Here is a 22,642-nt window from a genome sequence, read left to right on the forward strand (position 1 = left end):
GTAGCGGTGGCGCCGGGCGCCGGCGTCGTTGCGGGGTTGCCGATGCGCAGGGCGCGCGAGCCGTCACCCGGTATGAGGAAGCGAATGCGGCTCGGCGTGTCTTCGCGCGCCGCGCGTTCGCGACGGCTCCGGCGACAGCAGTTCCTGCAACTCGAAGTCGAACGTGGTCATGAGCCGCACGAGATCGGCAAGCGAGTTCGCTTGCATCTTTTCCATGACGCGCGCCCGGTGAATCTTGATCGTCTTCTCGGCGGCGCCCAGTTCGTCGGCCACGAGCTTGTTCGGCCGGCCCGTCACCACGAGCGCCATGACCTCGCGCTCGCGCGGCGTCAGCTTTTCGACGCGGCGCTGGATCTCCGCGCGCTGCTCGCGCTGTTCGAACAGCTGCCGCGCGCGCTCCAGCGCCTTCGACGTGGCGTCGAACAGCACGCGCGCATCGATCGGCTTCGTCAGAAAGTCGGACGCGCCGGCTTTCATCGCTTCCACCGCCGTCGTCATGTCGCCGTGAGCGGAGACGAAGACGATCGGCACGATGCCATCGAGCCGCCGCTGCAGTTCGATACCGCTCAGGTCGGGCAGCTGAAGATCGAGCAGCAGACAGGCAGGCGCGCTCGCCAGATCTGCCTCGTCAAGGAACGCGCTCGCGCTGCCATAGGCCTCGGCGGTGTAACCACCCGACCTCAGCAACCGGCACAACGCGTTGCGCACGTGTTCGTCGTCGTCCACGACGAACACGGTGGAAGTGAACGAATTCATGGTGATAAACGCGCAGCCGTGTGCATGGACGCGCCCTCCGCGGGAAGTTCGATATGGAACGTCAGGCCATGGTCGGCGTTGCGCTCGGCCCATAGCTGGCCGCCGTGCGCCATGACGATGGTGCGGCTGATGGACAGGCCCAGACCCAGCCCTTGCGGCTTGGAGGTCATGAAAGGCTTGAACAGTGTGGCGAACCGGCCGGCATCGACACCCGGGCCGTCGTCGCGCAGGGCAATGTGCACCTTCGCGCGATCCTCGGTGGCGGTGACGGCGATGGAAACCGTGCGCTCGTCGGCGCTGCATTCATGCACGGCATCGAGCGCATTCAGCAGCAGATTGACGAGCACCTGCTGCAGCTGCACCGCGTCGCCGCGCAATTGCGGCAGCCCGTCTTCGATGCGCGCCCCCACCGCCGCGCCGCAGCTTTGCGTTTCGCGCCGCACAAGGCGAATGACATCGCGCACGAGGCTGCCTACGTCCACGGCATCCCGTTCGGCGGGCTCGCATTTCGCGGACTGGCGCATCTTGCGGATGATCGCGTGCGCGCGCGTGCTGTCCGCCACCACCTCGCCCAGCAGCTCACGCAGGTCGCTCAGGGCCGGCGGGTTCTGCGCGAGAAAGCGCTGCGCCGCCTGGGCGTTGCTGAGAATGGCCGTGAGCGGCTGATCGACTTCATGCGCGAGCGCCGCTGCCATGTCGCCGATCTCGGAAGCCCTTTCGCGTTGCAAGCGGCGTGGCTCGTTTGCGCGCGCCGCGCTCGCGGCATCGTCAACCGGCTCGACGACCACCACCATTCGCGCCGCTGCGCCCGCCGCCAGCGACGCGGAAGCGGTCACATGCACATCGATTTGCGCGCCATGCTTCGCACGCGCCACGGCGACGCGCGTGACGCTTTGCGTCAGTCCTTGCGCCGTATTCAGTTCAGCGAACGAGAAAGCGCGCTCGTCGCTGCGCCAGGCCACGAGCACCTCTTCCAGACGCATGCTCATCATCTCGCCCAGCGTGTAACCGAGCACACGAGTGGCGCGGCCGTTTGTCCAGACGATGCGCCCCGCGTCGTCGATCACGAGCGCCGCCGTGGGCACGACTTCGAGCACGCTTTGCAGACTTCGCACCACGTCCTGCGCGGTGCGTGACGATGCACGGCTGCGTTGCGGCGGTGCAAACGCCTTCCCGTTCGGGAAGGCGTACGGCCTTACCTTTTCCAACCACGCGAACATGCTGGCCACTGCATGTTCTGCTTTCGATCTGCTCAGACCTGTGTTTTTGTTCCCCAAATGCGCCCTGATCACGGTCTCCTCCGACAACTGCCCCGTTCGAGCCTGAGAAACGTTGATCACGTTTCGATGCCGAACGTGGCGGGTTTGACGAGCACCAGAATTCCGGTCGTGTGCGGGACCAGCTTCGCCCCCCTGCCGACTGCGCCTGCAGTTCAATGAATCAAGGACGATCCTGCTCTAACGGAGAATGAGTCAGTCACTAAAGAAAACGGATGAATGGATTCAATGATCGTACAACAAGGCGACTCCCAACTCTCTCCGCCTGTCAATTATATGAAAGAAATTCCGGATGCTAGCGCTCATTGCAATTCTTTTCGATAATTCTTTCCGCGCGCCGGGTTCGGCAATGCGACAGACGGCTTGCCGAGGCGCATTGCGCCTGAATTGCGACCGACAATTGTCATCCGATATTTGCGAACGTTCTGTTTGAACGAGCCGTTTCGGCTCACGGCGTCGGCCGGATGATCCATCCGATATGAACGAGCCTCATCGCGCGAAATAGCTATTATGTTTTTTACGAAATAGAAGCGTCCACTATTTCGAACCGTGCATTCATCAGGCCGATTATTCAATAATGGGCGCTGTCATTTCATTTCTGCGCAATTGTCGATCAGGGTACCGAAGCCGGAGCCGCTGTTGCCGCTGCAGGGGCGCTCGCCGCCTGATGTTGTGTCGCAGTCTGCTGAGACTGGTTTGCGCGCGCTTTTTGCTCCGCTTTGCGCTGCACGTGGCGCAGTTGTTGAGTGCCCGGCGTTCCCGTTTGCGCATAGACCGCCGGCATGAAATGCGGCACGCAACACACGAGCGCGATCACGCATGGCGCAGTCATACGCATCTTCATTTGTGACCTCCCGGTATCGACGGTGCCCGCTCCGAAGCGTCGCTCGGCCACAGCCGCGACGAGGCGCGCTGCCCCCGAGCCGACGAGCGAACAGATTCGTTCCACCCACTATTCGGTGTCAATAGGACTCTGGTCCGATTGCCAGCACAAAGGCGCTTACCGGACTATAGGCTTGGGCCATCCCGCCCGGGCGCCCTCGAAAACGACACCAAGGCTCCCGGCGGTCTGCTCACGATGCAACGCGCTCGCACGCGCACGCCCCTTCACGTTGTCGCTATCCGTCCCGTAGTCCGGTTGGAGCAAACGAATGGAAGGTACGGCCATGACATCCTCGATCAAACAACGCACGTACGCGGTCTGCCTGCTGATGCTCGCGTTGCTGTTTGCAGGCGCGGTGCGCGCACAAGACGCACCGCAGCCCGCTCCGTACAAACCCGAAGAACTCGAGGCGCTCGTCGCGCCCATTGCCCTGTACCCCGATTCCGTGCTCGCCCAGGTCCTCATGGCCTCCACTTACCCGCTGGAGATCGTGCAGGCGGCGCGCTGGGTGAAGGAACATCCGAAGGTCAAAGGCGACGATGCCGTGAAGGCAGTCCAGGACCAGCCGTGGGACACGAGCGTCAAATCCCTCGTTGCCTTCCCGCAGGCGCTCGAACCGATGAACGAAAAGCTCGACTGGACACAGAAACTCGGCGACGCGTTCCTCGCCCAGGAAAAGGACGTGCTCGCCGCCGTCCAACGCTTGCGTGCGCGCGCACAGGATGCGGGCAACCTGAAGAGCAACGAGCAGCAGCAGGTCGTGGTCGAACAGCCGCCCGCGCAGGGGGGGCAGACCATTGTGAAGATCGAGCCCGCCAACCCCGAGGTGATCTACGTGCCCGCGTACAACCCCACGGTCGTCTACGGCGCATGGAGCTACCCCGCCTACCCGCCGTACTCCTGGCCGCCCTCACCGGCCTATTATCCCGGCGGCGCGTTGATGACGGGCTTCGCATGGGGCGTCGGCCTCGCGGCCGCGGGCGCGATCTTCAGCAACTGCAACTGGGGCGGAGGCGACGTCAACATCAACGTGAACAAGGCGAGGAACGTCAATCGCAACTTCGACAGCACGAAGGTTCAGGGCGGTAAATGGCAGCATGATGCGAGCCATCGGCAGGGCGTTGCCTATCGCGACAACGCCACGCGCCAAAAATACGGCAACAACGTGGGCGGCGCCGACGCACGCCGTGACTACCGTGGCCGCGAAGGCCAGCAAGGCGCCAACGTCGCCGATCGCAGTGGCAACCGCGCGGGCGGCTCAGACCGCCAGGGGCTTGGCGGCGCGGGCAACAACGCTAACGCAGGCAATCGCGCGAACTTCGCCGATAACGCGGGTGCGGGCAATCGCGGCAACGTCGGCAACAACGCGGGCAACGGCAATCGCGCCAACGCGGGCAACAACGCGGGCACCGGCAATCGCGCCAGCGTCGGCAACAACGCAGGCACCGGCAATCGCGCCAGCGTCGGCAACAACGCGGGCACCGGCAATCGCGCCAGCGTCGGCAACAACGCAGGCACCGGCAATCGCGCCAGCGTCGGCAACAACGCGGGCACCGGCAATCGCGCGGCGGCCGGCAATAACGCCGCTGTGAGCAATCGCGTGAGCACGGGTGCCGGTGGCGGCGGCGGCGGTGGCGGATACGGAGGCGGCGGCGGCCGCGACAGCGCGTTCCAGGGCGTGGGCGGCGGCGCGGCCACGCAGCGCGACGCGAGCCGCGGGCGCTCGAGCATGCAGTCTTCGGGATTCAATCGTCCAAGCGGCGGCGGCGGCGGGATGCGCGCCGGTGGCGGCGGCGGACGCGGCGGCGGCAGGCGCTAGAGGAGAACGGCCATGAACAAACACATGTTTCTCCGTCCGGTCGCCTCGGCAGCGCTGGCTGCGGCCCTCGTCATCGCGCTCGCCGTGCTTGCGGCCTTCACGCCGCGGCTTTGCGCGGCCGCCGGACAAAGGTACTTCGCATCGCCCGACGCCGCGATGACCGCGTTCGGCGACGCCGTAGCCGGCAACGACGAGCCCGAACTGAAGACGCTGCTCGGCGCAGACTTCCGCCATCTCTTGCCGCCGGTCGGTGCGGAATTGCGCGAGAAATTCCTGAGCGAATGGAAGGTCTCGCACACCATTCAGGATACCGATGCAAATCATGCGGTCATCGCGGTTGGCGACGACGGCTGGACCTTGCCGATCCCGCTGGTCAAGAGTGCGCAAGGCTGGCATTTCGACACCGCCGCCGGTGCCGAGGAAATGCGCGCGCGCCGTATCGGCCGCAACGAACTGGCCGTGATGCAAGCGCTGCTCGCGGTCTACGACGCGCAGGACGAATATGCGCAGACATATCACGACGGCAACACGATGCTCGTCTATGCGAGCAGGCTCGCGAGTTCGCCCGGCAAGCACGACGGCCTGTACTGGCCGACCGGCCCCGACGAAGCGCCCAGCCCGCTAGGCGTAGCATTTCTCACCGCGGGCAAGCGTAGCACCGAAAGCGCCGGCTACTATGGCTACCATTACAAGCTGCTGACCTCGCAGGGACCGCACGCGCCGGGCGGCGCGTATAACTACCTCGTGCACGACAAGCTGTTCGGCGGCTTCGGCGTCGTCGCCTGGCCGGTGCGCTACGGCGACACGGGCATCAAGACCTTCATGGTGAACCACGACGGCCAGGTGTACGAGCGCGATCTGGGCCCGGACAGCGCGGCCAAGGCCGAAGCCATGACGTCGTTCGATCCGGGCCCGGGCTGGTCGAAGTCGTCGCCTTGATGCCATGCGCCGCCGCACGGCCGTTGTCTTCAAGGCGCGGGCGCGGCGTTCGGGGATTGCCTCTGCACAGGCGCGCCGTCACCGAGCATGTAGAGCAGCAGCGCGTCGCGGTCGGGCCCGTCCATCGCGGCCGTCGAACGCATGAGCAGCGCGCTCGCCCAGCAGATGTCGGCAATCGTGGCGCCTGGGGCGCCGCCCGTCACACGCTTGAGCCGCGCCACCGCCTGCGCATCGCCCGCAAGTTGGCCATTGACCGCCTCGTCGAGATGCCGCAGCGCGGCTTCGTACTGCATGGGCGTGGGCAATCTCAGCGGCGCGCCGAGCACGGAGCGGATCACGATGAGGTGAAGCAATGAGAAGTATTGGACCGCGTCGGCATCGCTCATGCTCCCTGGCGAAATGCGATCCGCGATGTCCTGCACGCTCGCGACCCCATGACAATCGCCGCTCGCCGCCTGTCCGATGTACTTCGCGAGCAACGTGAAGTAAGCGAGCCGCTCTTGCGGCGTCAAACGGGCAATGCCGCTTCGGATCAGGCGATCGCGCGCCGCGTCGTCGCGCAGCCGCGCCTCGAGGCCCGCCGCGCCGCCGGGCATGGCGAAGGCAATGACGGGGTCGGCGTGCAGCCGGTCGAACCAGGCCTCGACAATGCGCGCCTTGACCGTGTCCGGCTCCACGCCCGCCAGCTGCAAATGGCGCATGCCCGGCCCGGCGGGAGCAGGCGCGAGAACGAAGGCGAGAATACCCAGAAGGCCCGCTGGCGTGTTCCCGGGCGGCGGCACGTTGGCGAGCGCATCGCGGTCCGCCCATGCCAGCGCCGCGATCAGCGCGAGCACCACCCACCGCGACCCCGATCTCTTCATAGGATGAACGGGCCGTGTATCAATCCGTCGCACTGCGAACGGATGTGTGGTCTGCGCGAATCGCGGCGGCAATATCCGTGCTGATGATGGCAAGGGCGCGGTCATGCGCATCCACGATTGCACCGTAGTCGCGGCTCGTCACGGGCGCGTGCGCGAGCGTGTGCCCCACGACCGGCGCGCGGTGACCTGGGGGGCGCGCGACCCATTGCGCCTCGACCGTCACCGAGTCGCCCGCCACGCTGTCGATGCGCACGATATCCACGCGCACGCGCCATACCGGCGGCGAGCTCATGCCGAGATCGACCGTCGACACGCGAGCCGTGTCCAGCCGCAACGCGAGGTCCGCGGCGATCACGCGGCCGATATCCAGTTTCAGCGGCGTGGCCCAGCGGGCGAACTCGTTCATCTCGATCGTGTTGTCGGGATTGCGCGTCACGATTTGCGGCCGGTCGACCATGTCGGGCACGGTGACCGGGCCGACGACGACAGCGAGCGCCGCGTCGCCCGCCGGGCCGGCAGTCGAGGCAGCGGGGGCCGTCGCGCCACCATCGTCGGCGCGCAAAGCGTAGAACGTCGGCGAGGGCGACGAACATCCGGCAAGACTCCCCATGATGCAGATCCACGCCGCCGCAGCGGCGCGCGCGATTGGCACGGTCGGCACGGTCACGATGCGGCTCACTGCTTGCCTCCCGGTTTGCCCTGAACCACGGCCTCAGGATGACGCTCGAGATAGTCCGTGAGCATGCGCACCGAAGCCGCCGTGCGCGCCAGCTCGCGCATGGCGTCGCTCGCGTTCTGCTGCAACTGCGTGTCGGGCTGCAACGCATCGTTGGCCGAGTCGAGCGCCGAGTGCGCCGCGGAGAGGGTATCGTGCGCCTGCGGCACGACGTCGGTGCCGAGCTTCGCCATCACGTCGTTCGCGCTCTGCAGCGTGCGTTGCGCGTTGGTGCCGATCGCTTCGAACGGGATGCCGTTGAGCTTCGCCAGCAGCCGCGTGAGCGAGTCCTGCAGCGACTGTAGCGTGCGCGGCACCGTGGGCAATTCGGCCGGCGTTCTCGTCCAGTCGATTTTCGCCTTCGGCGCGTCCGGGAAGATGTCGAAGGCGACGTAGAGCTGCCCCGTCAGCGGATTGCCCGAGCGCAGCTGGAACCGGAAGCCATTGGCGACGAGGAAATCGGCAAGCTCGTGCGGCTGCTCGCTGAGACGTCCGGCCGTTCTGTCATGCTGGAAGCGCGATGTGAACCGCTCCGGATACAGATTGATTTCGACAGGAATACTGAACTGCTTCTTCACCGGGTCGAAACGCGTGTAGATTCGCGTCACCTCGCCCACGACGACGCCGCGAAAATCAACGGGAGCGCCGATCGTCAGCCCGCGCACCGAATCGTAGAAGTTCACGACGTAGGTGTCGACGATGCGGTCATGCGTCTTCAGTGAATCGGCATGGGTTGGGTAGAGCTGGAACTTCGCATTGGCCTCGGCCTCGGTTGTATCGTCGCTATCGGGCGTTTCGAACGCCACACCGCCGATCAGCATCGACACCACCGACTGCGTGTTGATCTGCACCCCGTCCGGGCTCAGCGACACGTCGAGCCCGCTCGCATGCCAGAACCGCGTGTCGTTGCGCACGAAACGATCGTAGGGCGCATTCACGAACACGTGCAGCGTGACACCCTTGCCGTTCGGGTCCAGATCGTAGGACGAGATCTGCCCCACCTGAAGGCGGCGGAAGAACACCGGCGAGCCGACGTCGAGCGAGCCCATGTCATTGCTTCTCAATACGAATTCGCGCCCCGGTATGTCGCTCGGAAACACGGGTGGTACTTCGAGGCCGACGAAGTCGCGCCGCGTCTTGCTCGAATTGCCCTCGTCCATGCCGACATAGGAGCCCGAGAGCAGCGTGCCGAGGCCCGAGACGGTGCCGCCCGAAATGCGCGGACGCACGACCCAGAAGCGCGTGTTGTCGACCAGCATGCTGGTTGCGTCTTTCACGAGCTCGCCCGTTGCGATCACGCGCTTGTGGTCGTGAGAGAGCGTGACCGACTTCACCACGCCGATATCCACATCCTTGTACTTGATCTTCGTCTTGCCGGCCTCCAGGCCATCGCCGGTCTTGAAGCTGATGGTCACGGTCGGCCCTTCCTCGAGAATCGCCTTCGCGGCGAGCCAGCCGCCGATGAGCACCGCGACGATCGGCACGAGCCAAACGATCTGCATGCGCCAACGCGATCCCTGTACCGGCTTCGCCTCGGGCAGATCCGGCGGCAGACCGTCGTTACCGGGCGTCGCCATTACTGCGCTCCACGGCGTCCCAGATGAGACGCGGATCGAACATGTTCGCGGCGAACATCGTGAGGATCACGACGGCGCCGAAGGCGATCGCGGCGGGCCCCGCCTTGATGGTGGCAAGCGCCTTGAACTGCACCAGTGCGACGAGCATCGTGATGACGTAGATGTCGAGCATCGACCACCGGCCGATCAGCTCGATCAAGCGGTAGATGCGCGTGCGCTGCTCGGGCAGCCATCTCCAGCCGCGCTGCGTCGACCATGCGAGGTACGACAGCCCGAGGATCTTCACCATGGGCACGGTAATGCTGGCGATGAACACGAGCAGCGCGAGCGGCCAGGACCCCGAGGTCCACAGGTACACCACGCCGCTCATGATCGTGTCTTTCTGGGTGCCGAAGAGCGAACTCGTATCCATGACCGGCAGCACGTTCGCCGGCACGTACAGCACCACCGCCGCTGCGAGAAACGCCCAGGTGCGCGAGAGGCTCGCGACCTTGCGCAGATGCAGCGCGCTGCCGCAGCGCGGGCACGCCACCCCATGCGCGGCCCCCGGCATACGCGCGAGCAGCCCGCACGCGTGGCAGCGCGCGATGCCGCAGGCGGCGCCCGTGAGCGCGCCGCCGGCACGCGCACCGCTTGCGCCGGGCGCATAACGGAGTGCGCCGTTGAGCGCGACGCCATGTGCGCCGTTTGTCCCTGGCGCTGTCGCAGCGCCTGACGGCAGCGCGGCGCCCGCCACGCGTGCCCAGAACTGCCGCGTGTCGAAGGCCGCGCTCGCGCCCGCCAGCACGAGCATCAACGCGCCGAACGACCACAGCGCGACGCCGGCCACGACGGTGGCGATATGCGAGAGCTTCACGAGTGCAACCAGCAGCCCGAGAATCAGCACCTCGGTCATGCCCCAGGGCCGCGCGGCGTACATCGCGCGAAACAGGAGCGGCGCCTGCCATGGCGCGCGGTTCATGGCCAGCGGAACGAGCAGCGCGAGCAGACAAACGATCTGCATGGCGGGCATGAAGATCGTCGTGATGAACACCAGCACCGCGATCGGCCACATGCCGTCGAGATAGAGAATCCGGACCGAATGCCACAGCGTCGTGCGCACGATATTGCCGTTGACCGCGAGGCCGACGATCGGGTACAGGTTCGAGATGACGAAGAGCAGGAGCGCGCCCAGCGCGAGCGCGAGCGAGCGAGCGAGACCTTCCGGATGATCGCGCGCCAGTTCGGCGCCGCAGCGCAGGCAGCGCAGCGTGCCACGGGGCGGACAAGGCACGCCCTGCTGCATGAGATCGCAGTCGTGGCAAACCAGAAGCTCGGCGCGCTTCATCGCGGGGCCTCCTTTTACGGTCATGGCGCGGTGGCTCATTGTCGCTGCGCGTTGCTGCATGAGCACGGCATGTACACATGCGTGGTCACGGTACGCCCAGCACCGCATGCACCGCGCCGATGAGCGCCGAATCGTCGAACGGCTTGCGCAGGTACGCGACCGCGCCGGCCGCCTGCGCCTGTTCTCGCACGCGCGTATCGTCGTGCGCCGTGATCACGATGCACTTGATGCCCGTGCCGCCCAGCCGCCGCTGCACCTCGATACCGTTGATGCCCGGCATCTGGATATCGAGGACCACGCACGATGGCGCGTGAGGCGCCGAGGCTGCGAGCGCTTCGAGAAATGCCTCGCCGCTGGTGTATACGTCGGAGTCGATGCCGACCGACTTCAACAGGCGCTGGATCGCTCGCCCGACCGACTCCTCGTCGTCAACGACGGCCACAGATCGTGTCGCGTTGTTCATATGACCTTGCGTCCGTTTTACCAATGAGGACGGACAGACCGGCGCCGCCGTGCGCACCGGCCTGCTCCTCGCGCGTGGCTGCGCCCAGGCGCGACTACTTGTGCTGTGCGGGCTTGACGGATACGGCGAACGCTTCCGTATAGACCGCCTCGACCTGATCGCCAACCTGCACGCTTGCCAACTGTGCGGGATCTTCGACCCGCAGATCCATCGTCCCACCTTCAGGTCCTTTCAAGGTGACCGTCTGCGTTTTCTTGTCCACGGCCACCACGTCCGCCATCACCTTCACTTCGCGCCCGACCATGCCGCCGGGCTTGGCACCGCTGGCCGCGCGCTCGACCTGCGGCGTCTCCTGCATCGAGGCTGCGCCACCGCCGCCCTTCTTCAGGCTGAGCGTAAGCGCTTCCTTGTAGGTCATCGTCACGACATCGCCAACCTTTAGCTGATCGAAGTTCCTGACTTTCTCCCCGAGCTCCACATCGACCATCTTGCCGTCATGACGCTTGAGCGTGACAGTGCGCGTATCGGCATCGATCTTCTCGATGGTGGCCGTCACCTTGTGCATCGCAGAAGCGGTCGCCTTCCCCGGCTCATGCGTCACATTGGCGCTCGTCTGGCCCTGCGCCGCGGCAAGCTGCGCCGCGGCGACCATGGCGGCTGTTGCTACCCACTTGAGGTACGCCATCGCGTTTCTCCGCTGTTTACAAATCGAGCTTCGTCACTTTGGTGCCGGCTACCGAGGCATCGGCCATGAGACCCGTATTGGTCATCACGATCGCCTCGACAGGCGCCGTTGCGGTTCTCGTGTCGATCGCGCCATTCGCTCCGACCTTCACGAGCGAAACCGCAACGTCGCCGCCCACCGCCCAGCCCGCCGAATTGCGGAACTTGTCGAGCGAATCCTGGGTCATGAAGAGAAAGATCAAGGCTGTGGACTGCGCGCCGGCCTGCAAGCCGAACGAACCGCCCGCCGTGCTGAAATAGCCCGCGGTCTTGCCGCCCACGCGCAACGCGCCCTGGCCATATGCCGCGCCGACGATGAATGCCGCCTTCACGACCGATGGAAACACCAGCACGCCTTGCGCCTTCGAGACGAGTTCACGCGAGCCGTCGACGGTCGAGAACAGCCGCGACAGCGTGCCGTCCACGGCGGCATCGATCTCCTGGCGTTTCGCCGCGTCGGTTTCAGCGCTTTGTCCGCTGCTCGTGGTTGTGCTGCACCCCGCAACGACGAGACCGGCCGCGGCCGCCGTCGTAAGCACAAAAATCCGTCGCTTCATTATCGTCCTCCATTGAGTTTTTACAGCCCGGACACGGCACTCACGCAAGCGGATCGAACGTGACGCGAGAATCAGAAGCTGCTCGCCCATCGTTGCTCACCGTTGTGCCACATGGTCTCAGACGCAGCGAGCAGGACAATCGGACCTTGGTCTTACGCCTCGCATACACACGGCACGCTATTGGACGGTGTAGCCGCGCCCTTGCATGCAGGCGGCAAACGCGCGGTTGAATGTGTCCATCGCACCCTGCGTCTGTGCCTGGGAATTGGCCTGCTGGGCGCGCCGGTTCTGCCTTGCGCGCGAGCCGCCCACCATCGTGCCGGCCGCCGCGCCGACCGCGGCGCCCTTGCCCGCGTCGCCCGTGATCGCGCCGATCACCGCGCCGCCAGCCGCGCCGCGCGCCGCACCCTGGACACGCTCGCCACCGCCCACGGCCGGCCCCGAAGGCGGCGGTGGCTGCGTCGCGACCTGCTGCGGGTCGATGCCCGTGTTTTGCTTCGCCCATGAGTAGCAGGCCGATTCGTCCGACTGCTGTTGCTGCGCGCTCTGCCCCTTCGATGGATAGGCAATGGGCGTGGCCTGCGCGGCGCTCGCGAACAGCAGCATGGCGGCGCACAGTGCGCCCGCTCGGCGATTTATGTAGGCATCCATATCAATTCCTTGCACGCGTGCGAGAGCGCGTCGATTGCGCCTGCTGCAATCGACGGGAAGTTGGGAAACGACAGGCCCGAGCGAGAGCACGAGGCCCGAAAGCAGGACAAGCACCGCACCGGGCGGCGCGGCGTTGTGTTCAATGATGTGTGCGGGCAGCGACGAGCACAATCGGACCATGGTCCTACCGTCATCCGCAGCACCGCGCCCGCCGGCGCCTGGCCGGGAGGGCCGGACGGTGCGGCGGGCGTGGGAGGGAAAACAGCGAGGGAGAACAGCGAGGGAATACGGCGAGGGAAACAGCGGGTAGCGACGGCGGATCAGAACTTGTGGCGTATGCCGAGGCTGACCATGATCTGCGAGCTCGAGCTTGCATTGAGCCCATAGTCGGCCACGGAAGCCACAGCCGTGGTCAGCACGGAACCGCCGCCTGCGACCGGGACGCGCTGCGTGCCGTTGGCATGTTGCCACGCACCGACCAGGTATACGTCGGTACGCTTGGACAGGTTGTAGTCGCCGCCCAGCGAAACCTGGTTGTAGGTTGCCGAAGTGTCGCCGGCGCTGTGTGTCCACGTATAGCCGATGCCGACCAGCGAAGCCGGGGTGAGCTGATAGTTCACGAAGCCGGCGGCAACGTTGTAGCGCTGGTTGGATGGGAAGAGCGACTGCGCGTCGGCCTTGTACTGTGCGTTGCTATACCGCCCGCCGAAGGTGAACGGACCGGCCACGTATTGCAGGGCAACGGAGCCGATTCCGACCCACTTGGCGGTTTCGTAGGCGAGGTTCTGATAGCCGCCGTCGAACGTTCCGTCCGAAGTGCTGGTCCACGTGGTGCGCGGCAGGGTGGAGTTGGCGTTATGCATGCGCACGTAACCGGCCGCGATGCTGAACGGACCATTCACATAGCTTGCCGCCGCCGACCATGTCTGCTGCGAGCCCGTCGCGCCCGCGACGCCGCCGAACGCGTACATGCCTTCGACCTGGAAACCGTAGAACTGCGGCGAAAGGTATTTGACGGCATTGTTCGTACGAGAGCTGTTGTCGTTGTTGTCGACGTCACCGGGCGTCGTGAAGGTGCTGCCCCAGTAATTGTCTGCCGTGAGTGGCTGCACCATGTCCACGACGGGATCGTACTGGCGACCCAGCGTCAACGTACCGTACTGCTCATGCGTCAAGCCTACGAACGCCTGACGGCCGAACAGGCGGCTGCCCTGTTGCAGGGTGCCGTTATTGACGTCGAACCCATTTTCCAGCTGGAAGATGGCTTTGAGCCCACCGCCTAGATCTTCCGTTCCCTTCAAACCCCAGCGGGATCCTTGCAGGTTGCCGCCCTGCAGCCTGTAGAGGTTGTTGCCCTGGGCGTTGGCGTTGTGGACAAACTGGAAGGCTTCGTCGATCACGCCATACAGGGTGACGCTGCTTTGCGCTTGAACGGCTGACGCCAGCAGGGAAAGAGGAACTGGAAGCAACATGAGCACATGTTTCTTCATCTTTGCGTCTCCTTCTCTCTCCGGGTAATCGGTATTCCTATGTTAGTCCCATGTTTATTCACATGCGTCGGCGTGAAAATGGTTCCGTTGTCGGCGTAATACAAATAACGTCGTTGTTATGCAGACTGCAGCGGGTTAAGTTCGGCTGTCACGCAATTCCGTTTTCAATCATCCCTTATTCGCCGTTGATAAGAGCGACAGGTTAATTAACGGCTCGCAGCCAGGCACGTTTGCAAACGCCTCGCGAACGAAAACCCGGCGTTGGGCACGCTCCGGCAATCAAGCGAAAATTGCCACGCGCCGCAAACGGCTCATGGAACGCTATCAGGTGCTCGTTAATGTGATTAGCAAGCCTTACCAAATGCCGCGTGGGCGAGCCGTCAATCGCGATCGGGCGCGCCGAGCGGAAAGAGCGCACGGTATGGCCGCGCCTCTTCCACGGCCCGCGCGAACGAAGGCCGGGCGAGCAGGCGTTCGCGATATGCGCGCAGCAAGGGATACGTTCCGGGAATGCGATGTGTCCAGTCGGCATAGAAAAGCGATGACGAAGCCGCGCAATCCGCCATCGTATAGTTCTCGCCCGTGGCCCAGTTCCTGCCCGCGAGATGGCCTTCGAGCCACGCATAGGCGAGTTCGAGTTTTTCCGTGGCAAACGCTCGCCCTTCATCGCGCATTGAAGGATCACCGGACAGCGCGCCGTCCACCGCGCGTTGCACGGGCGTCATGACATGGAGGTCGAAGAAGCGGTCGAGAAAGCGCACCTCGAGCGCGTCCATGGCGTCGGCGGGCAGCAGACGCACCGGGCCGGGATGCGCGAGTTGCAGGTATTCGATGATGATGCTTGTTTCCGCCACGTTGCGTTCGCCATCCACGAGCAGCGGGAACTTGCGCAGCGGCCAGCGCCGCAGCCACTCTGCCGTGTGCCCCGGCGTTTCGGGGCCGATGCTGCGAAATTCGAAGGGCGTGCGGTTCTCGTACAGCGCGATCAGCACCTTTTGCGTGTACGAAGAGAACGGATGGCCATATAGCGCTAGCGACATCGTCGAGTCTCCTTTCGTGCCGGCTGCCGCCGGCAAGTCGTTGAACCATGCACGGATTGCGAGCGGATTGCAAGCGCCGGCGAGAACTGCAACGGCACGCGCGCCAAGAAGTGTATATGGCGTGGGCCGCACGCGTGACGTATCCTGGACTCGCATGTTCCTCCTCTCTTTCCATTCGATATGCTGAAGATCCTCGGAAAAGCGTCGTCCATCAATGTTCGCAAGGTGCTGTGGACCTGTGTCGAACTGAATCTTCCCTTCGAGCGAGAGGATTGGGGAACCGGCTTTCGCACGACGCATGACCCGGAATTCCTCGCGTTGAATCCCAATGCGCTCGTGCCGGTCATCAAGGATGGTGATTATGTTCTTTGGGAGTCGAATACCATCATCCGCTATCTGGCGTCGCGCTACGGCGGCGCACATCTCTATCCGGCCGCCCCGATGCTGCGTGCGCGTGTCGATCAGTGGATGGACTGGCAAGCGACCGACCTGAACCGTTCGTGGAGCTATGCATTTCCCGGGCTGGTGCGAGCGTCGCCCGCTCACCAGGCGCCGAGCGAGATTGCGCTTTCGATCGAGAACTGGACCCGGCATATGCGCATTCTCGACGCGCAGTTGCAGGGAACCGGCGCGTTCGTTGCCGGCGAGCAGTTTTCGCTCGCGGATATTCCCATTGGATTGTCGGTGAACCGCTGGTTCGGCACGCCGTTCGATCACCCGCACTTGCCTGCCGTTTCCCGGTATTTCGATCGCCTGGCCGAACGGCCCGGCTTCGCCGCGCATTGCAGAAACGGGACGCCCTGACGAGGGGTGCGTTCGGGACCGCTCGCCTTCCGTTCGCGATTGCGATTGCGATTGCGATTGCGATTGCGATTGCGATTGCAGCTTCGAAAAAAAACGCCGGGCTGAAAGCCCGGCGCGCAATTCGTAGGAGAGGCTAGAGAGCCCGGCACTCCCACGACGTGTAGACGGTGCTCATTGTCGATGCGCGCGGCCACGCGCGCCGTGATCGAAGTCAAAGACCATGACGCGAGAGCGCCTGCGGGCGCGCAAGCGACTTTCGCTTCGTCTCAACCGTCGCGGAAGATAAAGCTGTAAGCGCTCAGTGCCGGCACGCCGCCCAAATGGGCATAAAGCACCTTCGAGCCCGGCTCGAATTCACCGCGGCGCACCTTGTCGATCATTCCATGCATCGACTTGCCTTCGTACACGGGATCGGTGAGCACGCCTTCCAGCCGCGCGCACAGGCGAATCGCCTCCAGCGTGCCATCGTTGGGAAGACCGTATTCGGGGCCGCCGTAACGCGTGTCGAGAATCACGTCTTTCCCGGTGATATCGCGGTTCAGATCGACGAGGCCCGCAGTATGCCGCGCGATGCGCGTGATTTGCGCGTGCGTCTTTTCCGGCGTAGCCGAAGCGTCGATGCCGATCACCCGCTCCGCGCGCCCGTCCGCCGCGAAGCCGACGACCATGCCCGCCTGCGTGCTGCCCGTCACGGAGCACACCACGATGTAGTCGAACTTGAAGCCCAGTTGCGCCTCCTGCGCGCGCACTTCCTCGGCAAAGCCCACGAAACCCAGGCCGCCGAGCGGATGCTCGGAGCAACCCGCCGGTATCGCATACGGTTTGCCGCCCGCCGCACGCACGCTTTCGAGCGCCTCTTCCCAGCTCGGCCGGATGCCGATATCGAAGCCGTCCGGCACGAGCCGCACGTCCGCGCCCATCATGCGCGACATCTGGATGTTGCCGACGCGGTCATAAACAGCATCGGAATAGTTGACCCAGTTCTCCTGAACCAGCACGCACTTCATGCCTAGATGCGCGGCGACGGCCGCAACCTGGCGCGTCTGGTTCGACTGGATGCCGCCGATCGAGACCAGCGTGTCGCAGCCTTGCGCGAGTGCGTCGGGAATCAGGTATTCGAGCTTGCGCGTCTTGTTGCCGCCGAACGCAAGGCCGCTATTGCAGTCCTCACGCTTCGCATAGAGCTCGACCTTGCCGCCGAGATGCTGGCTCAGGCGCTGGAGCGGCTGGATTGGCGTGGGCCCGAACGTCAGTGGATAGCGGGGGAAGCGCTGGAGGTTCATCGGATGGCTCCGGAAGGTCGGTTCACACAGGGCGTAATCAACGGTCGGGGCGCCTCGCAAGCGCAACCCGATGGAGGAATGGTAGGCGGATTGCCGCGAAATGAGCTTGCGAAAATAATTCCCTCGACCTACGTTTAGATCGATGATTCCCATCGTCGTAAATGTTTAATTCGCTAAACGAGGCACGGACGCAATGAAATTAACCAGACACCCATCCGCGGCGCCGAATGAGCCAGCCGCCCTCGATCGCATCGATCGCGCGATCCTCCGGCATTTGCAGCAGGACGCCTCGATCTCGAACGTCAGCCTCGCCGCGAAGGTGAAGCTCAGCGCCCCCGCGTGCCTGCGGCGCGTGGAACGGCTCAAGGAGATGGGACTGATACGAGGAATCGTCGCGCTGCTCGACCCGAAGGCGCTCGGGGCGGGCATGCTGGTGGTGATCGGCTTCGTGCTGGATCGCTCGACGCCCGAAGCGTTCGCCGCGTTCGAAAAAGCGGCCCAGAAGGTGTCAGGCTGCGTGGAATGTCACGTCGTGACTGGCGAATTCGACTACTTCATGCTCGTGCGCACGCGCGACAACGAGAGCTTCAACCAGCTGCATGCGGAGCAGCTGTTGTACTTGCCGGGCGTGCGCCAGGTGCGCAGCTTCATGGTGTTGAAGGAGATTCTTTCGACGCACGCTTTGCCGCTGTGACCACAGAGGCGCGGAGTCGATCCTTTGCAGAGGACGACTAAGTTTCGATGGAACGTAGCGGAAGCGAAACAGGATGATGATGCTGCGAAGTTACCCTTGCTGCTGCCGTTCTGTTGGTGGAGGTAAGCGGGATCGAACCGCTGACCTCTTGCATGCCATGCAAGCGCTCTCCCAGCTAAGCTATACCCCCTTGCAGAACGGCTGCCGCACGAATCTACCGTTGCAGCAGATTCATACGCTTGCGACTGGTGCCCAGGGCGGGACTCGAACCCGCACGCCTTTCAGCGCTACCCCCTCAAGATAGTGCGTCTACCAATTTCGCCACCTGGGCTTGAAGGGTCGCCATTGTATCGAGTCCCCGCGCATTTTTGAAGGCCCTGCGTGAGGAATTTTTAACGCGCGGGCGCGGCGCTCAGAACTCCAGCGTGGACGTCAGCTCGAGCGTGCGTCCAAGCCCCACGGCAAGCTGATTCGACCCGGCCGCACTCCAGTAGCGCCGGTTGGCCGCATTCTCCAGATTCGCCTGCACCGAAACGCGTTTGCCGTACACGCGCGTCGCGTAACGCAGTCCCGCGGTCAACAGCGTGTAGCCGCCGATCTGCGCCTGGTTCGCGTTGTTCACCTGGCGCGGCCCGACGTAGTAGATGCCGCCGTTCACCGACAGACCCGCAAGCACCGGCACGCGATATTCGGCGAACACACTCGCCGTCACACGCGGCGTGTTTTCCGGAGTCTTGCCAACAAGCGTCGGATCGGAGGAGTCGATCTGCTTCGCGTCGAGATACACGGCCGACGCGCTCAGCGAAACGTTGTTCGTCACGCCGCCCTGCACCGAGAACTCCACGCCGCGATAACGCGCGTTGCCGTCCATCACATAGACGTTGTCGGCGTTCGTTCCGGCGCTGGCCTGCTTGAGATTGAAAAGCGCAAGCGATACGAGCGTGTTTCCGGGGAAGCGCGTGCGCACGCCCACTTCCTGCTGTCGGCTCACCGCCGCGGGCAGGATCTGGTTCGCGTTGACAGTCGTGGCCGGCGCGCTGCCCGCCGATTCGAGCGCCTCGACATAGCTCGCGTAGACGCTCGTCTGTGGCGTGATGCGGTACGTGATGCTGCCCGAGGGCGATGTGTGATTGATATCGCTGCTCGGCGTGCCCGCCTGCGAGGTCTTGTACTCCGAGCGGCGCACGCCGGCCACCACTTGCAGGCGCTGCGTGATGTCGATCTGGTCGAATAGATAAACGCCGCTGTTGCGCACGTGCTGCGCGTAGAACTGGCGCGCGCTGCCGCTCTGCTTGAGCGACGTGATGTCGACCGGATCGTAGAGATTTTGCGCCGCCGTATACGTATATGTCGTGAAGTCCGGCTGAAACAGCCAGTTCTGCACCACGCCCGTCGTGACGGTGTGCATGAACGACCCCGTCCTGAAGTCTCCATTGACTTCGAACCGCACGTTCTTGTTCTCGTACATCTGTCCGTACTGCTGGCTGCCTTGCAAAGTGCCCGCACCGGTCGCGACGTTGTACTTCTGGAACACCCAGGCCCAGCGGTCGCGCCGCGTGATTGACTGACCGAGCGAGAGCATCGCGCTCAGGTGATCGTTGAACGCGTAGTCGGCGCGCACGAGCTGCGAGGTGGCGCTCGCGGTGGTGGGCTTGTCGTTCGGCACCAGCAGCTTCGATGGGTCGGGCATGGCCGGCAGCGCGATCTTGCCGTTCACGGCCGTGAGCGGCGCGATGCCGGCCTGCTCGACGACGCGCGTTTCGATGTGCTCGAGATCGTATTGCAGCTTGAGCTTGTCGCTCACGCGCCAGTCGAGCGCGGCGCTCACGAACTTGCGATAGCCGCGATCGCCGTCGATGGGGGTTTCGACGTGCTCGTCCATCGCGTTCACCCGTATGCCGAATTCGTTGTCCGAGCCGAAGCGGCGGGCGATGTCGGCGGCGGCGCCGATCGAGCCGTGCGAATCGCCGAGCACGGAAATGCTCGTCACCGGCTCACTGCCCGCGCGCTTCAGCACCATGTTGACGATCCCCGCCGGCGCGCCGAAGCCGTAGTACAGCGCGGACGCGCCCTTGAGCACTTCCACGCGCTCCTTGTTTTGCATCGGCATCCAGATGTTGTTGTCGATGGGCAGCAGGCCGTCGAGATAGAAGCTGGAGCGGTTGTCGAGCGGGATGCCGCGGACCGAGAGATTGTCGTAGGCCAGTCCGTTGAGCTGCTGGCGCGTCACGCCCGCGACGTTGCGCAGCGCGTCGTAGAGGCCGGTGTCGCCCTGGGCGTCCATGACCGCGCGCGTGACGACGTTCACCGTGGCCGGCACGGCGAGCGCATCCATGCCGCGGTACTGGCCGGTTTCGACGGATTGCGGCGCGTAGCCCTGGGTCTTCGTGCCGGTGATCTTGACAGGCGCAAGCTGCGGGGCGTCGTCGGCGGGTGCGGTTGGGTTTTCCGCGAGGTTTGCCGCGGGGTTCGCAGCTGTGCTCGCCGCGTCGGCATCGGCTGCGTGCGCCGCGTGTGCAACGCCGGTGATGCTCGCCGCCAGCGTCGAGGTGATGATTGCGTGTGCACAAGTCTTGCGCCATTGTTGCGTGCGCGTCTGTGGCGCGCGCTTCCCCGAAGCCATGCTTTCCCTTCTTCTTGCGTTCAACCAGCGCTGTCCCGGGGGTGCTGTCATCCGGCCCCGGTCAGCGGAAGAGTCGAGATAATAATGCGACTGATTCTCATTACGGAGGAGCAACTCACGCCTTGTAGGGGAAATACAACAAAGGCGTCGGGTCAAATGTAAGGCCGACGCGGCGCGAGCCGCGAAGCGGCCGCCCGATGCGAAACGCCCCGGTTATGCTGACCGGGGCGTTGAAAAAGCGTCTGCGCGATTTACTTCAGAGCGCCATCAGAAAGTCTGCCAGTCATCGTCCGATGTCGCCGCAACCGGTTCGCGCCGGTCCGCCCTTGGCGCAGGCGCAACGGGAGCGGACGGCGCGCGCGCGGCAGCAGGCTTCGAAGACACGGCACGCTTGCCCGTCGCCCTCGCAGCGACCGGCGCCGTCGACGCAACGCTCGCTGCCGCCTGGCGACCCGCCGAGCCGATATTGAACACCGAGACGAGTTCGCGCAGCGCCGCCGCCTGCGAGGACATCGATTGCGCCGCCGCCGACGCTTCCTCGACGAGCGCGGCGTTCTGCTGCGTGACTTCGTCCATTTGCGTGACAGCCTGGTTGACCTGCTCGATGCCCGTGCGCTGTTCGCCCGAAGCCGCGGAAATCTCGTTCATCAAGTCGGCGACGCGCTTGACCGATTGCACGATCTCGCCCATCGTGCGGCCCGCGTCATCCACGAGCGCGGTGCCGTTGTTCACGCGATCGACCGAAACGATGATGAGCTCCTTGATCTCGCGCGCCGCCGTCGCGCTGCGTTGCGCGAGCGTTCGCACTTCGCCGGCCACGACCGCGAAGCCGCGGCCCTGCTCGCCCGCGCGCGCCGCTTCCACGGCCGCGTTGAGCGCGAGAATGTTGGTCTGGAACGCAATGCCTTCGATCACGGAGATGATCTGCGAGACCTGCTCGGAACTGCTCGCGATCTCGCGCATCGTATCGACCACGCGACCCACCACCTCGCCGCCACGCGTCGCTGTCTGCGATGCCTGGGCCGCCAGCGTGTTGCCTTGCGTGGCATTGTCGGCGTTCTGCTTGACGGTCGCCGTGAGCTCTTCCATGCTCGCCGCCGTTTCTTCGAGCGAAGCAGCCTGTTCTTCGGTGCGCTGGCTCAGATCGGTGTTGCCCGCCGCGATCTGCGCAGAGGCCGTCGCGATGCCTTCGCTGCCCGAGCGCACACGGCCCACCAGATCGACGAGCCGCTCGTTCATATGGCGCAGTGCGCCGAGCAACTGGCTCGCCTCGTCGCTGCCATGCACCTCGATGCGCGCGGTCAGATCGCCGCGCGCAACGGTCTCGGCCACTTCCACCGCTCGTGCGATCGGCCCCGTGATCGAGCGCGTGATGAAGAGCGCGATCGCGGCGCCAAAACCAATTGCAACGACGATCAGGCCAACCGTCCATGCGAATGCGCTTTGGTAAGCCGTCTTCGCGGCGGCGACTTCGGCAGTCGAGCCGTTGTGGTTAAGGGTCACGTCCTGGTTGATGAGGTCGATCAGCGCCTGGAACGATTTCGCCGACGCGGTCGAAACTGCTGCGCGTGCATCGATCGAACCGCCATCGGCCGTCATGGCGAGGGCATCGATCTTTTTGTCTTCTTCGAGATACTGCGACCATGCGGTGCCGATCGAGTCGGAGAGGCGGCGCTCGTCGCCGGTGGAAACGAGCTTCGAATAGCTGTCGTACAGCGTGCCGAACTGGCTGATCATCTGCGCGCGCCGGTCACGCAGTGAGGCCTTCTCGCTGGCGTCGCTGGTGAGCAGCATGCGCAGGGAGATGCGCCGCACGTCCTGCGCTTGATTGCGCAAGTTGCCGAGTGTCTCGACGCTAGGCAGCCAGTTCGAGCCGATCTCCTGCGTGCCATCGAAGACGCGCGACGTCTGAATGAGCCCGATCCCGCCAACCGCGCCAAGCAGGAGCAACACAATGGCAAAGCCTGCGCCGAGACGCGGGCCGATCTTGATTCTTGTGAGGAATGACATGAGTACGCCGTAGTGAGAGGTCACCCCTATTGACGACCACGGCGCAGAAAAATTGAGACACTGTTGCAAATATAACGGCGCGGAAGGATGGCGCAAGATGCAGCGAACGTTCGGTCTCTTATTGCTATTTAGGAAAGCGAACTATCGT

At 64.5% G+C, this 22,642-nt stretch carries 19 protein-coding genes and 2 tRNA genes; 4 read left to right on the forward strand and 17 right to left on the reverse strand.

Translation table 11 applies throughout. The features are described from left to right. Nucleotides 1–63: 63 nt before the first annotated feature. Nucleotides 64–756, reverse strand: a complete 693-nt coding sequence (locus BMI01S_RS18250; RefSeq protein WP_063619599.1) for a response regulator transcription factor — start codon at nucleotides 754–756, stop codon at nucleotides 64–66. Then, entirely contained in the window at nucleotides 753–1,976 is a 1,224-nt protein-coding gene (locus tag BMI01S_RS18255; RefSeq protein ID WP_051381427.1) for an ATP-binding protein, read from the reverse strand. Before BMI01S_RS18255 ends, BMI01S_RS18250 begins: the two co-directional genes overlap by 4 nt. A gap of 1,223 nt (nucleotides 1,977–3,199) precedes the next feature. On the opposite strand from BMI01S_RS18255, the gene BMI01S_RS18265 reads away from it, so the two are divergent. Beyond that, nucleotides 3,200–4,735, forward strand: a complete 1,536-nt coding sequence (locus tag BMI01S_RS18265; RefSeq protein ID WP_052408434.1) for a DUF3300 domain-containing protein — start codon at nucleotides 3,200–3,202, stop codon at nucleotides 4,733–4,735. 12 nt (nucleotides 4,736–4,747) lie between these two features. Continuing rightward, nucleotides 4,748–5,674, forward strand: coding sequence for a DUF2950 domain-containing protein (locus tag BMI01S_RS18270; protein ID WP_028212261.1), 927 nt, complete (start codon nucleotides 4,748–4,750; stop codon nucleotides 5,672–5,674). A 29-nt stretch (nucleotides 5,675–5,703) separates the two neighbouring features. Here the strand turns inward: BMI01S_RS18270 and BMI01S_RS18275 are convergent, their stop codons facing one another. The 10 genes from BMI01S_RS18275 to BMI01S_RS18320 all read right to left on the reverse strand — a co-directional run bounded on the left by BMI01S_RS18275 (nucleotide 5,704) and on the right by BMI01S_RS18320 (nucleotide 15,080). Then, nucleotides 5,704–6,537 (reverse strand): hypothetical protein, encoded by an 834-nt coding sequence (locus BMI01S_RS18275; RefSeq protein WP_154671263.1) that lies wholly within the window; start codon nucleotides 6,535–6,537, stop codon nucleotides 5,704–5,706. 19 nt (nucleotides 6,538–6,556) lie between these two features. Then, nucleotides 6,557–7,216, reverse strand: a complete 660-nt coding sequence (locus tag BMI01S_RS18280) for a PqiC family protein (RefSeq protein ID WP_238327840.1) — start codon at nucleotides 7,214–7,216, stop codon at nucleotides 6,557–6,559. Continuing rightward, the gene (locus tag BMI01S_RS18285; protein WP_028231135.1) at nucleotides 7,213–8,829 is read right to left on the reverse strand and encodes a PqiB family protein; all 1,617 of its coding nucleotides are present in this window, start codon (nucleotides 8,827–8,829) and stop codon (nucleotides 7,213–7,215) included. The genes BMI01S_RS18280 and BMI01S_RS18285 overlap by 4 nt, the downstream gene beginning before the upstream one ends. Further along, the gene (locus BMI01S_RS18290) at nucleotides 8,813–10,156 is read right to left on the reverse strand and encodes a paraquat-inducible protein A (RefSeq protein ID WP_028231136.1); all 1,344 of its coding nucleotides are present in this window, start codon (nucleotides 10,154–10,156) and stop codon (nucleotides 8,813–8,815) included. Before BMI01S_RS18290 ends, BMI01S_RS18285 begins: the two co-directional genes overlap by 17 nt. A gap of 85 nt (nucleotides 10,157–10,241) precedes the next feature. Next, entirely contained in the window at nucleotides 10,242–10,619 is a 378-nt protein-coding gene (locus tag BMI01S_RS18295; RefSeq protein ID WP_028212266.1) for a response regulator transcription factor, read from the reverse strand. 94 nt (nucleotides 10,620–10,713) lie between these two features. Further along, on the reverse strand, nucleotides 10,714–11,304 hold the full coding sequence (locus BMI01S_RS18300) for a copper-binding protein (protein WP_028231137.1): 591 nt from the start codon (nucleotides 11,302–11,304) through the stop codon (nucleotides 10,714–10,716). Between the two features lie 16 nt (nucleotides 11,305–11,320). Then, nucleotides 11,321–11,899, reverse strand: coding sequence for a BPSL1445 family SYLF domain-containing lipoprotein (locus BMI01S_RS18305; protein WP_028212268.1), 579 nt, complete (start codon nucleotides 11,897–11,899; stop codon nucleotides 11,321–11,323). Between the two features lie 177 nt (nucleotides 11,900–12,076). Further along, nucleotides 12,077–12,505: a glycine zipper family protein gene (locus BMI01S_RS18310; RefSeq protein ID WP_238327846.1), complete on the reverse strand. Its 429-nt coding sequence runs from the start codon at nucleotides 12,503–12,505 to the stop codon at nucleotides 12,077–12,079. Nucleotides 12,506–12,870: 365 nt separating this feature from the next. Further along, nucleotides 12,871–14,040: a porin gene (locus tag BMI01S_RS18315; RefSeq protein ID WP_028212270.1), complete on the reverse strand. Its 1,170-nt coding sequence runs from the start codon at nucleotides 14,038–14,040 to the stop codon at nucleotides 12,871–12,873. A gap of 380 nt (nucleotides 14,041–14,420) precedes the next feature. Further along, nucleotides 14,421–15,080, reverse strand: a complete 660-nt coding sequence (locus tag BMI01S_RS18320; RefSeq protein ID WP_028231138.1) for a glutathione S-transferase family protein — start codon at nucleotides 15,078–15,080, stop codon at nucleotides 14,421–14,423. A 180-nt stretch (nucleotides 15,081–15,260) separates the two neighbouring features. Between BMI01S_RS18320 and BMI01S_RS18325 the strand changes: the two genes are divergently transcribed. Beyond that, entirely contained in the window at nucleotides 15,261–15,884 is a 624-nt protein-coding gene (locus BMI01S_RS18325) for a glutathione S-transferase family protein (RefSeq protein ID WP_028231139.1), read from the forward strand. A gap of 266 nt (nucleotides 15,885–16,150) precedes the next feature. Here the strand turns inward: BMI01S_RS18325 and BMI01S_RS18330 are convergent, their stop codons facing one another. After that, nucleotides 16,151–17,167, reverse strand: coding sequence for a 1-aminocyclopropane-1-carboxylate deaminase (locus BMI01S_RS18330; protein ID WP_028231140.1), 1,017 nt, complete (start codon nucleotides 17,165–17,167; stop codon nucleotides 16,151–16,153). A gap of 193 nt (nucleotides 17,168–17,360) precedes the next feature. On the opposite strand from BMI01S_RS18330, the gene BMI01S_RS18335 reads away from it, so the two are divergent. Then, nucleotides 17,361–17,861, forward strand: a complete 501-nt coding sequence (locus tag BMI01S_RS18335) for an Lrp/AsnC family transcriptional regulator (RefSeq protein ID WP_028212274.1) — start codon at nucleotides 17,361–17,363, stop codon at nucleotides 17,859–17,861. A gap of 114 nt (nucleotides 17,862–17,975) precedes the next feature. Here BMI01S_RS18335 and BMI01S_RS18340 read toward each other — a convergent pair. From BMI01S_RS18340 to BMI01S_RS18355, 4 genes are all read right to left on the reverse strand, one after another. Continuing rightward, nucleotides 17,976–18,051, reverse strand: a tRNA-Ala gene (locus tag BMI01S_RS18340). Between the two features lie 56 nt (nucleotides 18,052–18,107). After that, nucleotides 18,108–18,192 (reverse strand) — tRNA-Leu (locus tag BMI01S_RS18345). 81 nt (nucleotides 18,193–18,273) lie between these two features. Continuing rightward, nucleotides 18,274–20,484, reverse strand: a complete 2,211-nt coding sequence (locus tag BMI01S_RS18350; RefSeq protein WP_081723425.1) for a TonB-dependent siderophore receptor — start codon at nucleotides 20,482–20,484, stop codon at nucleotides 18,274–18,276. Between the two features lie 267 nt (nucleotides 20,485–20,751). Continuing rightward, a complete protein-coding gene (locus BMI01S_RS18355) occupies nucleotides 20,752–22,494 on the reverse strand; it encodes a methyl-accepting chemotaxis protein (protein ID WP_028231141.1) in 1,743 nt (580 codons plus the stop codon). Nucleotides 22,495–22,642: the final 148 nt, after the last annotated feature.

The sequence above is a fragment of the Paraburkholderia mimosarum LMG 23256 = NBRC 106338 genome (assembly GCF_000739815.1).
GTDB lineage: Bacteria > Pseudomonadota > Gammaproteobacteria > Burkholderiales > Burkholderiaceae > Paraburkholderia > Paraburkholderia mimosarum.